This is a genomic window from Mesorhizobium kowhaii (assembly GCF_042431665.1).
Taxonomy (GTDB): domain Bacteria; phylum Pseudomonadota; class Alphaproteobacteria; order Rhizobiales; family Rhizobiaceae; genus Mesorhizobium; species Mesorhizobium kowhaii.
The window spans coordinates 74670-89436 of record NZ_JBHLYT010000044.1 but is presented as its reverse complement, the minus strand read 5'-3'; the positions used below and the strand labels follow the sequence as shown (position 1 = coordinate 89436).

The window sequence follows — 14767 nt, the reverse complement described above, 5'->3', positions numbered from 1 at the left end:
AAGTGATTCCACTTGGCTGCAAAATGCTTCGGCCCGGTCCACCGTCTTTTCCGAAATCGTATTTGACAAAGCCGGATAAACTGTATGAAATCATCCACAGGGACGCAATGAGGCAAAATACGTAACATACGATACAGCGCTCCCCGGGGACGGCAGACTATGGAGAAAGCACGGCCCGCCAGCCTTGCATCGTCTGATACCGTGGGGGTGACCAACCCCGGCGGATCGAGCCCTTTCGTGCTGACCTGCGATCACGCCTCGAATTTCCTGCCGGCCGAGTTCGGCACGCTCGGCCTTGCCGCCGAGGACCTGTCCCGCCACATCGCTTGGGATCCCGGCGCGCTGCCGGTTGCCCGCCGCATGGCCGAGGCGCTTGACGCGACGCTGGTCGAAACCCGCATTTCGCGCCTCGTCATTGACTGCAACCGGCCGCTCGATGCGCCCGATCTGGTGCCGCCGGTCAGTGAGACCACGGCGATACCAGGCAATGCCGGCCTTTCGGACAAGCAGCGGGCGGCGCGCGTTGCGCTGTCGTGGCAGCCGTTTCATGCCGCCATCGAGCAGATTGTCGACGACAGGCTGGCGCGCGGGCAGGAAACCCGCCTGGTTTCCGTGCATTCCTTCACGCCGGTCTACAAGGGCCGCAACCGGCCCTGGCATATCGGCATCATCCATGACGAGGACCGCCGGCTGGCGTCACCGCTGATTGGCGCGCTGAAGCGGCTCGCCGGTGTCACCGTCGGCGTCAACGAGCCCTATTCGCCGGCCGACCGCGTCTATTTCACGCTGGAACGCCACGCGCGTTCGCGCGGCTTGCCGTGCGCAATGATCGAAATCCGCAACGACGAAATCGCCGGCGAGACCGGGCAGCGGAAATGGGCGGATCTGCTCACGGGCATTTTTTCGGATCTGGAGCCAGAGGAGGCCAAGGGCTCTCGAACAAGCGCAGTCGGCAAGTCAGTTCAATCGGCCAGCTAAGAACCAACAGGGGAAATCAAAATGGCAGCACCGGGTTATACAGACGTAGACAAGACGGAGGACCTGAAGGTTCTCCATGGCATGGGCTATGCCCAGGAACTGTCGCGAAGCATGAGCCGCTTCTCGAATTTCGCGATCTCGTTCTCGATCATCTGCATCCTTTCGGGCGGCATCAACTCCTTCGCGCAGGCGACATCGTCGATCGGCGGCGCGGGCGCGGGTATCGGCTGGATCGTCGGCTGCTGCGTTTCAGGGTTTTTCGCTCTTGCCATGGCCCAGATCGCCTCGGCATTCCCGACCGCCGGCGGCCTCTATCACTGGTCTTCGATCCTCGGCAACCGCTTCACCGGCTGGCTGACCGCCTGGCTCAATCTGCTCGGCCTGATCACCGTGCTCGGCGCCATCAACATCGGCACGGCTTTCTTCTTCGTCGGTACTTTCGGCGGGGCTTTCGGCATTACGGGGACGCCAGGCGAAATCGTCGGGTTCGTCACCATCATCACCATTCTTCAGGCGGTGCTCAATCACTTCGGCATCAAGCTCACGGCCATGCTGACGGATGCTTCGGGCTTCCTCATCCTGGGCGCGACGGCGGTCCTGATCGTGGCTTGCCTGGTTTTTGCGCCGGCGATCGATATCACGCGGCTGTGGACGTTCACCAACTATTCGGGTGACGCGGGTGGCGGTGTCTTCCCGCAGTCGGATTCCATGAGCTATCTGTTCCTGCTCTGCCTGCTTCTGCCGGTCTACACCATCACCGGCTACGACGCGTCGGCGCACACCTCCGAAGAGACAGAGAAGGCAGCACACTCGGTGCCGCAGGCGATCGTTTCGTCCGTGCTCTGGTCTTCGCTGATCGGCTGGGTGATGCTGTGCGCAATCGTTCTGGCGATCCCGGACCTGGCTGCCGGCGCCAAGCAGGGCTGGAGCGTGTTCTTCTCGACTATGGATGCGATCCTGCCGGTCTGGCTGAAAGAGCTGCTTTACCTGGCGATCCTGATCTCGCAGTTCCTCTGCGGTCTCGCCACGGTGACCTCGGCCTCGCGCATGTTGTTTGCCTTCTCGCGTGACGGCGGCATGCCGGTCGGCTCAGCCTCGCTCGCCAAGGTCAGCCCAAGCTGGCGCACGCCGGTCAACGCCATCTGGACCGCCGCGATCCTCGAGATCATCTATGTCTTTCTTGCCCAGTTCATCTCGATCGGCGGCACCAACATCTACACCATCGTCGTCAATTCGACGCTGGTGTTCCTGTTCCTGTCGTTCACCATTCCGATCGTGCTCGGCATGATGACTTTCGGAACGGCGAAATGGCCAACTCCGGGTCCTTGGAATCTCGGCGCCGGGCTGTTCAAGCTGTTTTGCACCCTGTCGGTCGTCGGCATGGTGATCATCTTCTACATCGCCATCCAGCCGCCGAACGACAAGGTGCTTTACATCACCATTGGCTTCATCGTGCTGACCGCCGTGCTTTGGTTCGGTTTCGAGAACCGCCGCTTCCAGGGCCCGCCGATCGGCGACCAGATCGCCAAGCGCAAGGCTGCCATCGCGGCTGCCGAGCTGGCCGTCGGCGAAACCGGCCACTGATATCCACCATCATGGCCATGGCCGGCATCGTGCCGGCCATGGTTTTGTTTAACCCGTTCAAAAGCTCAAGCGCTGGAGTGCCAAAGGAATGGCCGGAAATTTCTCGTTCGATCAGTTGAAGAAAGCGGTCTCCAGCGGCGAGATCGATACGGTACTGGCCTGCATCGTCGACATGCAGGGCCGGCTCGCGGGAAAACGGTTCCTGGCGCAGTATTTCGTCGATTCCGCGCATGACGAGACGCATGGCTGCAACTATTTGCTGGCCGCCGACATCGATATGGAGCCGGTGCCCGGCTACAAGGCGGCGAGCTGGTCGAAGGGCTATGGCGATTTCGTCATGAAGCCGGATCTGGCGACGCTGCGGCGCATTCCATGGCTGGAGAAGACGGCGCTGGTGATCTGCGACGTGCTCGACCACCACACCCATGACGACCTGCCGCATTCGCCGCGCGCCATCCTGAAGAAGCAGGTCAAGCGGCTGACGGAGCGCGGCTATATCGGCTATTTCGCTTCCGAGCTCGAGTTCTATCTGTTCAACGAGACCTACGATTCCGCCCGCAAGAAACACTGGCAGGGTCTCGATACCGCCTCGCCCTATATCGGCGACTATCAGATCGGCATCACCACCAAGGAAGAAGGCGTCATGCGCCGGCTTCGCAACGAGATGCAAGCGGCCGGCATCCCGATCGAGAATTCCAAGGGCGAGTGGGGCCCAGGCCAGGAAGAGATCAATGTGCGCTATGCCGAGGCGCTCGACATGGCCGATCGCCACGTCATCCTGAAGAATGGCGCCAAGGAGATTGCCGAGTCCGAAGGCAAGGCGATATCCTTCATGTCCAAGTACAATTACGGGCTGGCCGGCAATTCCAGCCATATCCACAATTCGCTGTGGAGCGCCGACGGCAAGACGCCGCTGTTCTTCGACAAGAAGGCCGACTGGACGCTGTCGACGCTTGGCCAGCAATGGGCGGCGGGACAGCTGAAGTACGCCAAGGAATTCACCTGGTTCCTGGCGCCCTACATCAACTCCTACAAGCGCTTCCAGGCCGGCACCTTTGCGCCGACCAAGATCATGTGGAGCGAGGACAACCGCACCGCCGGCTTCCGCTTGTGCGGCGAGGGCACCAAGGGCATCCGCATGGAATGCCGGATCGGCGGCGCCGACCTCAACCCCTATCTCGCCTTTGCGGCGCTGATCGCCGCCGGCCTTGCCGGCATCGACGAGAAGCTCGAACTGCAGAAGCCCTTCGTCGGCGATGCCTACCAGGCGTCGCGTTTGCCGGAGATCCCGAAGACGCTGCGCGACGCCACCGAGACGCTGGTGAAGTCGAAGATGCTGAAGCAGGCGCTCGGCGAGGATGTGCTCGAACATTATGTGCATACCGCAAAGTGGGAGCAGCTCGAATACGACCGCCGCATTACGGATTGGGAACTGCACAGAGGGTTCGAGCGGTACTAAACTAGCCCGCGAACGTTGGCGCCGCCCCTCACCCTTGCCCTCTCTGTGTGAAGAACGCGAAGAGGGGGCGCCAATGCTAGAGCTTCTCCCCGTCACCATACGGAGCAGGTGCCGGCACGAGGGGCAGCTCCAAGCCATAAGATTTTTGTTGTAGAATGCGAGGACTTACAAATGACCGAGACGGTCAAACTCAAATCCCCCATCGATGGCTCGATCTATGCCGAGCGGCCCGTGGCAACGGACCAGGCGATCAATGCCGCGGTCGAACGCGCCAAGGCGGCGCAAGAGAAATGGGCCGAGACGCCGATCGTCGAGCGCGGCAAGTATATGCTGGCGATGCTGGAAGCGCTGGTCGCGATCACCGATGAGATCGTGCCGGAGATCGCCTGGCAGATGGGGCGCCCGGTGCGCTATGGCGGCGAGTTCGGCGGCGTCAAGGAACGCACCGACTACATGGTCGAGATCGCCGAGGCGGCGCTGCGGCCGATGCCGGCTTCCAACCCGAAGGACGGCTTCAGGCGCTATGTGAAGAAGGATCCGCTCGGCGTGGTCATGGTGATCGCGCCGTGGAATTATCCCTACCTCACGGCGGTCAACACCATCGTACCGGCGCTGATGGCCGGCAACGCCGTCATCCTCAAGCATGCAGCGCAGACGCTGCTGGTCGGCGAGCGTTTTCAACAGGCTTTCGACAGAGCGGGCCTGCCCAAGGGAGTGTTCCAGAATGTCGTGCTCAACCATGCACAGACCGAGAAGTTGCTCGGTTCGGGCAAGATCGACCACGTCAACTTCACCGGTTCTGTCGGTGGCGGCCGCGCCATCGAAAAGGCGGCCGCGGGAACCTTCATGACGCTCGGCCTCGAGCTTGGCGGCAAGGATCCGGCCTATGTGCTGCCCGACGCCAAGATGGATCATGCGGTCGCCAATCTGGTCGACGGCGCCTTCTACAATTCCGGCCAGTGCTGTTGCGGCATCGAACGCGTTTACGTGCACGAAAAGGTCTATGACGAATTCGTCGAGGGCTTCATCGCCGAGACGAAGAACTATGTCGTCGGCAATCCGCTCGACCAGGCGACGACGATGGGACCGATGGCGCAGGCGCGTTTCGCCGACCTGATCCGCGAGCAGAAGGCCGAGGCGCTGCGCAAGGGCGCGGTGGCGCACATCAACATGAAGGTGGCTAACGACAAGGCCGGTTCGCCCTATCTGGCGCCGGAAGTGCTGACGCAAGTCGACCATCAGATGAGCGTCATGCGCGAGGAGAGTTTTGGGCCGATCGTCGGCATCATGAAGGTGCGCAACGATGAAGAGGCGATTGCGCTGATGAACGACAGTTCTTACGGGCTGACCGCCTCGATCTGGACGCGTGATACCGAACATGCGGTGGCGATCGGCAACCGCGTCGAGACCGGCACGGTGTTCATGAACCGCTGCGACTACCTCGATCCGGCCCTGGTCTGGACCGGCGTCAAGGACACCGGCAAGGGCGCTGGCCTGTCCGCCATCGGTTATGACAATCTGACGAGGCCAAAATCCTTCCACCTGCGCGAAGCCATCTGACTTTTCGAAAGACAAAAAATGTCCAAGCTGATCTCCAAATGGAACTATCCCACCACCGTCCGCTTCGGCGCCGGGCGCATCAAGGAGCTGCCTGAGGTTCTGGCGGCCACCGGCATCAAGCGGCCGCTGTTCGTCACCGATCCGGGCCTGGCGAAACTGCCAGTCGTCGCCTCGACCCTGAAGATCCTCGACGATGCCAAGGTCCCTTACGGCGTCTTTTCCGAAGTGAGGCCGAACCCGGTCGAGTCCAATCTGACCGCCGGCATCGCGGTGTTCAAGAAGGGCAAGCATGACGGCGTCATCGCCTTCGGCGGCGGCTCGGCGCTCGATCTTGGCAAGCTGATCGCCTTCCAGGCCGGCCAGACGCGGCCGGTGTGGGACTTCGAGGATGTCGACGACTGGTGGACGCGCGCCAATTCCGACGTGATCGCGCCGATCATCGCGGTGCCGACCACAGCCGGCACCGGATCGGAAGTCGGCCGCGCCGGCGTCATCACCAATGAGGCGACCCACACCAAGAAGGTCATCTTCCATCCCAAATTGTTGCCTTCCATCGTGATTGCCGATCCGGAACTGTCGGTCGGCATGCCCGGCTTCATCACCGCCGGCACCGGCATGGACGCGCTTGCCCACTGCCTCGAAGCCTATTGCGCGCCGGGTTACCATCCGATGGCCGACGGCATCGCTGTCGAAGGTGTCAGGCTTGTCTTCGAGAACCTGCCGAAGGCCTATGCCAACGGCAAGGATCTCGTCGCGCGCGCCCATATGATGAGCGCCGCCGCGATGGGCGCCACCGCCTTCCAGAAGGGGTTGGGCGCCATCCACTCGCTGTCGCATCCGGTCGGCGCGCTCTACGACACCCATCACGGCATGACCAATGCCGTCTTCATGCCCTATGTGCTGGCCTTCAACCGGGACTCCATCGAGGAGCGCATCGGCCGGCTTGCCGCCTATTGCGGCATCAAGGGCGGCTTCGATGGCTTCGCCAAGGCGATCATCAAGCTGCGCAAGGAATTGAAGGTGCCGCATGCGCTGCCGGGCCTGATCAAGGGGCTCGACATGGACAAGAAGCGCAAGGGCCTGATCGCCGACATGGCGGTGGTCGATCCCACCGCCGGCGGCAACCCGGTCAAGCTGACGAAGAAGGCGGCGTTGACCTTGCTCGAGAACGCCATCGCGGGCACGGTCTGAGGAGTTTTCCGCGGAAGAATTTGATCTGAAAAGGGGCTACAAACCAAGGGGGAGGGATGACGGGCAAGGCAGCAACTAGTTAGCCGGAAAAAGAATCGCGAGGCGATTGCTACAGCCGGTTAAAAAGAGTTTACTTTTTCGCACTGCGAGCAGCCGGTTTCACAAAGCTTTCATCTGGCTGTCACATGAAAACGATACCGGATCGCAGGCGTCCAACGGCGTCAGTTCAACGGAGAGAACACATGTTCAAATTCACGGGGAAACTGCTTTCCCTTTCGGCCGCGACCCTTATGGTGTCGTCGGTGATTTCGTCCGCGGATTCGCTGGACGATCTCGTCAAGGCCGCCAAGGCCGAGGGCCAGCTCACCACCATCGCGCTGCCGCATGACTGGTGCGGCTACGGTGCCGTCATCGACGGCTTCAAGGCGAAGTATCCGGAAATCACCGTCAACGAACTCAACCCCGATGCCGGCTCCGGCGACGAGGTCGAGGCGATCAAGGCCAACAAGGACAACAAGGGTCCGCAGGCGCCTGACGTCATCGACGTCGGCTTGTCCTTCGGCCCGTCCGCCAAGAAGGATGGTCTGATCCAACCCTACAAGGTGTCAACCTGGGACTCGATCCCCGATAGCGCCAAGGATGCAGAAGGGTATTGGACCGGCGACTACTACGGCGTGCTGTCCTTCATGGTGAACAAGGATCTCGTGCCGAATCCACCGCAGGATTGGGCTGACCTGCAGAAGGACGAGTATAAGAACATGGTTGCGCTTCCGGGTGACCCCCGGACCGCCAACCAAGCGATCATGAGCGTCTACGCCGCCGGCCTGTCGACGGGTGCCGCCCCTGGTGAAGCTGCTGGTACCGCTGGCCTCGAGTTCTTCAAGAAGCTCAACGCCTCCGGCAATTTCGTTCCCGTCACCGGCAAGGCGGCAACGCTTGCACAGGGACAGACCCCAATCTTTGTTTTCTGGGACTACAACGCGCTTGCCGGTCGCGACACGCTGAAGGGCAACCCGCCCGTCGACGTCATTGTGCCGAAGACCGGCGTTGTCGCCGGCGTCTACGTGCAGGCGATCAGCGCCTTTGCGCCGCATCCGAATGCTGCCAAGCTCTGGCTGGAATATCTCTATTCCGACGAAGGTCAGATCGGCTGGCTGAAGGGCTATTGCCATCCGATCCGCTTCAACGATCTGGCGAAGAACGGCAAGATCCCGGCGGACGTGCTGGCCAAGCTGCCGCCGGCCGAATCCTATGCTGCGGCGGTGTTCCCGACGCTTGAGGAACAAGCTGCCATGAAGGACGCCATTACCAAGAACTGGGACACCGTCGTCGGCGCCGCGGTTCAGAAGTAACACGAGCCGGGCGGCCCTGGGCCGCCCGGTTTTCCCTCGAAGACGGTAGCCGGCGCATGACCGACCTCTCGCTTTCCAATCAGGCCATCGCGGGGAAGACCGCGCCTCCAAGCGAGGCCCGCGCCTTGCGGCTGCCGACGCAGTGGCTCGGCGTTGCGCCATTCTTCATCTTCGCCATCATGTTCCTGATCCTGCCCACGCTCTATCTGATGCTGGGCGCATTCCAGAACGAGGCCGGCGAATTCACGTTCGAAAACATAGCGGCACTGGCGCAGCCATCGATTGTTGCTGCCTATTGGATCTCGCTCAAGGTCAGCCTTGCCTCGGCGCTGATCGGCGCCTTCGCGGGCCTGGCGATTGCCATCGCCATCGTGCGCGGCGGCCTGCCGGAGTGGATACGCTCGGCGACCCTGACATTCTCTGGCGTTGCTTCGAATTTTGCCGGCGTACCGCTGGCCTTTGCCTTCCTCGCTACGCTCGGTCGGCTTGGCCTCGCCACCGTGCTCCTGAACACCGTGTTCGGCCTCAACATCTACGCGCACGGCTTCAACATCCTGTCGTTCTGGGGGCTGACGCTGACCTATGTCTATTTCCAGATTCCGTTAATGGTGGTCATCATCACGCCGGCGATCGACGGCTTGAAGAAGGAATGGGGCGAGGCCGCCGCGACGCTCGGCGCCACCCAGGCGCAATACTGGCGCATGGTGGTTATCCCGGTAATCTGGCCGAGCTTCCTCGGCACGGTCATCCTGCTCTTCGCCAATGCCTTCGGCGCCATCGCCACCGCCTATGCGCTGACCGGCTCCTCGCTCAACATCGTGCCGATCCTGCTCTACGCGCAGATTCGCGGCGATGTGCTGCACAATGCTCATCTCGGCTATGCGATCGCCTTCGGCATGATCGTCATCACCGGCCTCGCCAATGTCTTCTACATCTGGTTCCGGACGCGTTCGGAGAGGTGGCTGAAATGAAGTCTGGAAAATTCTGGGCCTGGGTCGTCTTCGCGCTGGGCGCGGCCTATTTCTTCATTCCGCTGATCGCGACGGTGGAATTCTCCATGCGCATGCGGCGTGGCGCCTATTCCTTCGACGCTTACCAGATCGTGCTTGGCGATCCTCGTTTTCAGGCGACCTTCGGCTACTCGGTGCTCGCCGCCATCTTCACCATCATTCTCGGCGTGCTGATCGTGGTGCCTGCGGCCTACTGGATCCGGCTGCGCCTGCCGCAGCTGCGGCCGATCGTCGAGTTCATCACGCTGCTGCCGCTGGTCATTCCCGCCATCGTCATCGTCTTCGGCTATATCAGGATGTACGGTTCGAATTCGCCGCTGCCGTTCCTGGCGACCGACATGGGTACCAATGCCTTGCTGGTTATCGGTTATGCGATGCTGGCGCTGCCCTATATGTATCGCGCGGTCGATACCGGACTGCGCACCATTGACGTCAGGACGCTGACCGAAGCGGCGCAGATCCTTGGCGCCGGTTGGGGCACGATCATTGGTCGAGTGATCCTGCCCAATGTGCTGATCGCCGTGTTGTCGGGCGCGTTCCTCACCTTCGCCATCGTCATTGGCGAATTCACCATGGCCAGCCTGCTCAACCGGCCCGCCTTCGGCCCCTATCTGCAAAACATTGGCGCCAACCGCGCTTATGAGCCGGCGGCGCTTGCCATCATCGCCTTCGCCATCACCTGGGGCTGTATGTCGCTGATCCAGATCCTGTCCCGTTTCGCGCCGAGATCGGCGAACCGCCCGAACTGATCGAAAGAAAAAGCCATGGCCGAACCATTCCTCTCCATCCAGCATGTGCGAAAATCCTTCGGCGCCACCACTGTGGTCGAGGATTTCAATCTCGATGTCGAGCCGGGCGAGTTCGTTTCCTTCCTCGGGCCGTCCGGCTGCGGCAAGACCACCGTTCTGCGCATGGTCGCCGGTTTCGAAGAGCCGTCGGCGGGCAAGATCGTCGTTGCAGGCAAGGACATCACGAGGCTGAAGCCAAACCAGCGCAATGTCGGCATGGTGTTCCAGGCCTATGCGCTGTTCCCCAACCTGACGGTGGCGCAGAATATCGGCTTTGGACTGAAGGTCGCGGGCATGCCCAAGGCGGACATCGATAGACGCGTGGCCGAGATGCTCGACATCATCAAGCTGCCGCAGATGGCCGACCGCTATCCCTACCAGCTCTCCGGCGGCCAGCAGCAGCGCATCGCGCTGGCGCGGGCCATCGCGCCGAAGCCGAAGCTGCTTTTGCTCGACGAGCCGCTGTCGGCGCTGGACGCCAAGGTGCGCGTGTCGCTGCGCGAGGAAATCCGCTCGATCCAGAAGAAGCTCGGCATCACCACCATCTTCGTCACCCATGACCAGGAAGAGGCGCTGTCGATCTCCGACCGCATCGCCGTCATGTATGGCGGCAAGGCCGAGCAGGTCGGCACGCCGTTCGAGATCTACAACCGGCCAGCGACCAAGTTCGTCGCCAATTTCGTTGGCACGCTGAACGTGCTCGAAGGCACGGTGACCGATGCCGCATCTGGCAGAGTGCGCGTCAACAGCGAGGAGGTCCTGCTCAAGGGCAAGCTCAACGGGTCCAAGTCAGGCGACACGCTGTCGCTGGCGCTGCGGCCGGAGGCGATTTCGCTCGGCCGCCAGCCCGGCCGCGATTCCAGCCTGTCCGGTGAAATCTCCGAGGTGCATTTCCTCGGCTCGGTGATCCGGGTTCGCGTCGGCATCGGTGGCAGCACGGTCTCGCTCGACACCTTCAACAGTCCAGCCGCTCCGCCGCCGGCTGTCGGCGAGAAGGCCGAGATATCGTTCTCGTCGAGCGATATGCTGGTGCTGCACTAGGCAGCAGAGCGGGCGGGGCAGAAGAAGAACCCGGCCCCTCAAGCCGGCGCAATGAACGGCTGCATCACTGTCTGAGAGACCGGCAGGGCTTTCATCCGCGCGGCATGGATTTCCAATGGGGGGAAGTCGGCCAGCGACGCGAGCCCCGGATGCGCGATGTCGGCATGGCCGATGCGGTCGCCGAACCAGTGGGTATCGATCTTCCAGAACGCCGGCAATCCGATCCGGGCATACTGCCAGGAGCCGAGAGTGCGTTGGACAATCAACAGCATCTTGTCATCTAACCACTGCCAACGATCCTGCTTCGCCGCTACGATAGGCCATGGCGCTTTTCGAACTGACCCTTGTCCTGCTTTTGACCGCCGTCGCGCTGACAGCGCTGTCGCGGCGGCTGGAGATACCCTATCCTTCGCTGCTGGCTCTGGCAGGCGCCGGTCTCGCTTTCGTACCTGGCGCGCCGACGATCGAGATCGACCCGGAGCTGGCGCTGGCGCTGTTCATTGCGCCGGTGCTTCTGGATGCCGCCTACGACACATCGTTGCGGGATCTCAACCGCTACCGGCTGCCGCTCGTCGCTCTGGCGCTTGGCGCCGTCATCTTCACGACGGCGGTCGTTACTTTCGTCGGCTGGAAAATGGCCGGGCTGCCGATTGCCGCGGCGATAGCGCTCGGCGCCATCGTCGCGCCGCCGGACGCGGTGGCGGCCAGCGCGGTGCTCGGGCAGTTCAAGGTGCCGCACCGCGTCACCGCCATCCTGCAGGGCGAGAGCCTGCTCAACGGTGCCACCGCGCTCCTGATCTACCGGTTGGCGGTTTCGGCAACGCTCGGCGCGATCATGCTGAGCAACGCCATACCGACGATCCTGTTGTCGACGATCGGCAGCCTGGCCGCGGGTTATCTGCTTGCCCGCTTTTCGCTGCTGACGCTCAGCCGGATCGAGGATGCGGCGAGCAGCACGGTGGTGCAATTCGCCGGAACTTTCGGGTTCTGGATCCTCGCCGACAGGCTGGGCCTTTCGGCCATCATCACCATTGTCGTCTATGCCATGACCCTCGCACGCAGGGCGCCGCGCCGCATGTCGGCAAGGCGGCGCGTCAGCACCTATTCGGTGTGGGAGTCGGCGGTCTTTGTGCTCAACGTGCTGGCCTTTGTGCTGATGGGCCTGCAGGCACGGTCGATCGTCGGCCGGCTTGCCGGGGAAGGGCAGGGCGAAGCATTCGTCTTCGCCGCAACGGTGCTGGCCGTCGTCATCGTGTCGCGCCTCGCCTGGGTGTTGGGTTACGGCGTGATCATACGATGGTTTGCCCGCTTCGGCAGCGAGGACCAAAGGCGAGAAGCGCCATCGTTTCGCGGCGGCGTGCTTATCGGCTGGTGCGGCATGCGCGGGTTGGTGACGCTGGTCGCGGCCTTTGCCTTGCCGGTCGAATTTCCCGGCCGCGATCCGATCGTGCTCGCCGCCTTCGCGGTGGTTCTGGGTACTCTGGTGCTGCAAGGGATGACGCTGAAGCCGCTGCTGCGCCTGCTCAACTTCGATCCGGACACGACAGTCGATCGCGAAGTGGCGCAGGCGCGTGTCGCCATTATGCAGGCCGCGTTGAATGTGTTGAGCGGCAAGACTTCGAATGCGGCTGCCGCCGTGCGCAAACAATATACGGCCCAGCGCACGATCGCCGAAAACCCGGAAAATGCGCAGGCGGCTACGGAGTATGACCGGCTGCGTCTCTATGCCATCAACCGCCAGCGTGACACGCTTGAGGAACTGCGCCGCAACGGCACGATCGGCGACGAGGCCTATCACCGGCTTGAAGAGGAAATCGACTGGTCGGAATTGGCGGCATCGCCGGCTGGAAGTTTCCAGCCGCTCACCACCACATAGGTGGTGTCTCCTCCTGGCCCAGCCACGCTGTCGCCGCGGTCCATTGCAGGGCCATCGCCGAACCGTTAGTGCAATCAGCGAAATTGAGCCGGATAAGCAATGAAGCTGGTCAGCTACAACATCCAGTACGGGTTCGGCAGCGACGGCCGCTACGATCTTTCGCGCGCCGCCCGCATCGTCGACGATGCCGATATCATTGCGCTGCAGGAAGTCGAACGGCACTGGCAACGCAGCAATTGCGACGACCAGCCGGAACTGCTTTCCCGCCTGCTGCCGGACTATCACTGGGTCTATGGTCCGGCCCTCGACATGGATGCCAGCGAGCGGCGTGACGGCCGCCTGGTCAACCGACGCCGTCAGTTCGGCACCATGGTACTGTCGAAACTACCGATCGTCTGGTCGCGGCTGCATACGCTGCCGATGCGCCGCACGCTGCGGCCGCTCAACACCCGCAATGCGGCGCTCGAATGCATGATCCGCACGCCGGCGGGCCCGGTTCGGGTGCTGTCGTTGCATCTCGCCCATATCGCGGTCGAGGAGCGGCTGGAGCAGATCGACTATCTGCTTGCCGAGCATCGCCGTGCGCCTTCCGAAGGCGGGCCGTGGAGCGGCGCCGATGACGAGCCTGCCCGCAACTGGAGTAATGGTGAGCCGGAGCCGGAGAACCCAATGGCGGCGATCTGGCTGGGCGATTTCAACATGGAGCCGGGCAGCGCCGAATACAGCCGCATCGTCGGCAGCACGCCCTATCATCGTGGCGCCGCCTACCTCGATGGCTTCGTCGATGCCGCTGCCGTTGCCAGCGAGCCTCCCGCGGATTTCCACACCCATGTGAAGACCATCGACGGCAAGGTGGCAAAGCGCCGGCTCGACCATTGCTTCGTCGGCGGCATGTTTGCGGGGCGCGTGCGCTCGGTCAGCGCCGACATGGGTGAGGTCGCGTCGGATCATTTTCCGCTGCGGATCGACATCGATCTCAAGACGCCGCTCGCCATGGAGCGCGGCGGATGAGCCTGATATGACGCTCTTCGTCTTCTTCGCGGTGCTTGCCGCCGCCGCCATGCACGCGATCTGGAACGCGCTGGTCAAGGTCCATCTCGACCGTTTCCTGTCGATCACGCTGATGACGCTCGGCATGGGCGCTGCAGCCCTCGTGGTGCTGCCCTTCGTCGAGGTGCCGAAAGCCGAAGTGTGGCCCTATATCTTGGCCTCGGTGCTCTTCCATATGGGCTACCGGACCTTCCTGATCGGCGCCTACCAGGCGGGCGATTTTGCCCAGACCTATCCGCTGGCGCGCGGCACAGCACCCCTGCTGGCAGCCCTTGGCGGCATGTTCGTGGTCGCCGAGGTGCCGGCGCCGCTTGCCATTCTCGGCATTTTTCTGCTGTCGGCCGGCACGCTGGTGATGTCGTTTCGCGGCGGCGCGCATCTGGAGAAGCTGAACCTGCGCGCGGTCGGCTTTGCGCTGGGCACCTCGATTTTCATCGCCAGCTATACGCTGTCCGACGGCAGCGGCGCGCGGCTGGCCGCCACCGCGCAGAGCTATGCCGCCTGGCTGTTCATCTGCGATGCGCTTGGCGCGCTGGTGCTATGCCTCATCTTCCGTGGGCCGAAGGCGCTGCCGGTGCTGGCGCGTGACTGGAAGGTGGGCCTGTTCACCGGCGCGCTCAGCGGTGCAGCCTACTGGATCGTGATGTGGGCGATGACCAAGGCGCCGATCGCTTCGGTGGCGTCGCTGCGCGAAACCTCGATCCTGTTCGCCATGATGATCTCGGTGTTCGCGCTCGGCGAGAAGATGACGGGCTGGCGCGGTGCCGCCGCGCTCAGCATCGTTGCCGGTGTCGTCGCGCTCAGGCTGGGCTGAGCATGATCCCGAAAAGTTGCAGACTTTTCGGCAAAGATCATGCGTGAAAAACCAGCCAGATCTT

General features: G+C 62.6%; 13 protein-coding genes. 12 read left to right on the top strand and 1 reads right to left on the bottom strand.

The features are described from left to right. Positions 1-159 precede the first annotated feature (159 nt). The 9 genes from ACFFNA_RS24510 to ACFFNA_RS24470 all read left to right on the top strand — a co-directional run bounded on the left by ACFFNA_RS24510 (position 160) and on the right by ACFFNA_RS24470 (position 10963). Positions 160-978, top strand: coding sequence for an N-formylglutamate amidohydrolase (locus ACFFNA_RS24510; protein WP_111548703.1), 819 nt, complete (start codon positions 160-162; stop codon positions 976-978). A 21-nt stretch (positions 979-999) separates the two neighbouring features. Further along, positions 1000-2562, top strand: a complete 1563-nt coding sequence (locus tag ACFFNA_RS24505; protein WP_378922258.1) for an amino acid permease — start codon at positions 1000-1002, stop codon at positions 2560-2562. 88 nt (positions 2563-2650) lie between these two features. Continuing rightward, entirely contained in the window at positions 2651-4021 is a 1371-nt protein-coding gene (locus ACFFNA_RS24500) for a glutamine synthetase family protein (RefSeq protein WP_378922256.1), read from the top strand. Positions 4022-4192: 171 nt separating this feature from the next. Then, complete coding sequence (locus ACFFNA_RS24495; RefSeq protein WP_378922254.1) at positions 4193-5581, top strand: aldehyde dehydrogenase family protein; 1389 nt, start codon at positions 4193-4195, stop codon at positions 5579-5581. A gap of 18 nt (positions 5582-5599) precedes the next feature. Continuing rightward, positions 5600-6772: an iron-containing alcohol dehydrogenase gene (locus tag ACFFNA_RS24490; protein ID WP_378922252.1), complete on the top strand. Its 1173-nt coding sequence runs from the start codon at positions 5600-5602 to the stop codon at positions 6770-6772. A gap of 242 nt (positions 6773-7014) precedes the next feature. Further along, positions 7015-8124, top strand: a complete 1110-nt coding sequence (locus ACFFNA_RS24485; protein ID WP_378922250.1) for an ABC transporter substrate-binding protein — start codon at positions 7015-7017, stop codon at positions 8122-8124. 56 nt (positions 8125-8180) lie between these two features. After that, positions 8181-9095 carry an ABC transporter permease gene (locus tag ACFFNA_RS24480; protein ID WP_378922248.1) on the top strand — a complete coding sequence of 305 codons (915 nt, stop codon included), beginning with the start codon at positions 8181-8183 and terminating at the stop codon, positions 9093-9095. Next, entirely contained in the window at positions 9092-9883 is a 792-nt protein-coding gene (locus tag ACFFNA_RS24475) for an ABC transporter permease (protein WP_378922246.1), read from the top strand. Before ACFFNA_RS24480 ends, ACFFNA_RS24475 begins: the two co-directional genes overlap by 4 nt. Positions 9884-9898: 15 nt before the next feature. Next, positions 9899-10963 carry an ABC transporter ATP-binding protein gene (locus ACFFNA_RS24470; RefSeq protein ID WP_111548695.1) on the top strand — a complete coding sequence of 355 codons (1065 nt, stop codon included), beginning with the start codon at positions 9899-9901 and terminating at the stop codon, positions 10961-10963. A 38-nt stretch (positions 10964-11001) separates the two neighbouring features. On the opposite strand, the gene ACFFNA_RS24465 is transcribed toward ACFFNA_RS24470, so the two are convergent. Further along, positions 11002-11235, bottom strand: coding sequence for a hypothetical protein (locus ACFFNA_RS24465; RefSeq protein ID WP_378922244.1), 234 nt, complete (start codon positions 11233-11235; stop codon positions 11002-11004). A gap of 50 nt (positions 11236-11285) precedes the next feature. On the opposite strand from ACFFNA_RS24465, the gene ACFFNA_RS24460 reads away from it, so the two are divergent. From ACFFNA_RS24460 to ACFFNA_RS24450, 3 genes are all read left to right on the top strand, one after another. Further along, positions 11286-12839: a cation:proton antiporter gene (locus ACFFNA_RS24460; RefSeq protein WP_378922242.1), complete on the top strand. Its 1554-nt coding sequence runs from the start codon at positions 11286-11288 to the stop codon at positions 12837-12839. A gap of 99 nt (positions 12840-12938) precedes the next feature. Then, the gene (locus ACFFNA_RS24455; protein ID WP_378922240.1) at positions 12939-13850 is read left to right on the top strand and encodes an endonuclease/exonuclease/phosphatase family protein; all 912 of its coding nucleotides are present in this window, start codon (positions 12939-12941) and stop codon (positions 13848-13850) included. Between the two features lie 7 nt (positions 13851-13857). Further along, positions 13858-14703 carry an EamA family transporter gene (locus ACFFNA_RS24450; protein WP_378922238.1) on the top strand — a complete coding sequence of 282 codons (846 nt, stop codon included), beginning with the start codon at positions 13858-13860 and terminating at the stop codon, positions 14701-14703. Positions 14704-14767: the final 64 nt, after the last annotated feature.

Coding starts and splice junctions, on each gene's coding strand:
- ACFFNA_RS24510 (WP_111548703.1), top strand. CDS start 160: ATGGAGAAAGCACGGCCCGCCAGCCTTGCATCGTCTGATACCGTGGGG.
- ACFFNA_RS24505 (WP_378922258.1), top strand. CDS start 1,000: ATGGCAGCACCGGGTTATACAGACGTAGACAAGACGGAGGACCTGAAG.
- ACFFNA_RS24500 (WP_378922256.1), top strand. CDS start 2,651: ATGGCCGGAAATTTCTCGTTCGATCAGTTGAAGAAAGCGGTCTCCAGC.
- ACFFNA_RS24495 (WP_378922254.1), top strand. CDS start 4,193: ATGACCGAGACGGTCAAACTCAAATCCCCCATCGATGGCTCGATCTAT.
- ACFFNA_RS24490 (WP_378922252.1), top strand. CDS start 5,600: ATGTCCAAGCTGATCTCCAAATGGAACTATCCCACCACCGTCCGCTTC.
- ACFFNA_RS24485 (WP_378922250.1), top strand. CDS start 7,015: ATGTTCAAATTCACGGGGAAACTGCTTTCCCTTTCGGCCGCGACCCTT.
- ACFFNA_RS24480 (WP_378922248.1), top strand. CDS start 8,181: ATGACCGACCTCTCGCTTTCCAATCAGGCCATCGCGGGGAAGACCGCG.
- ACFFNA_RS24475 (WP_378922246.1), top strand. CDS start 9,092: ATGAAGTCTGGAAAATTCTGGGCCTGGGTCGTCTTCGCGCTGGGCGCG.
- ACFFNA_RS24470 (WP_111548695.1), top strand. CDS start 9,899: ATGGCCGAACCATTCCTCTCCATCCAGCATGTGCGAAAATCCTTCGGC.
- ACFFNA_RS24465 (WP_378922244.1), bottom strand. CDS start 11,235: ATGCTGTTGATTGTCCAACGCACTCTCGGCTCCTGGCAGTATGCCCGG.
- ACFFNA_RS24460 (WP_378922242.1), top strand. CDS start 11,286: ATGGCGCTTTTCGAACTGACCCTTGTCCTGCTTTTGACCGCCGTCGCG.
- ACFFNA_RS24455 (WP_378922240.1), top strand. CDS start 12,939: ATGAAGCTGGTCAGCTACAACATCCAGTACGGGTTCGGCAGCGACGGC.
- ACFFNA_RS24450 (WP_378922238.1), top strand. CDS start 13,858: ATGACGCTCTTCGTCTTCTTCGCGGTGCTTGCCGCCGCCGCCATGCAC.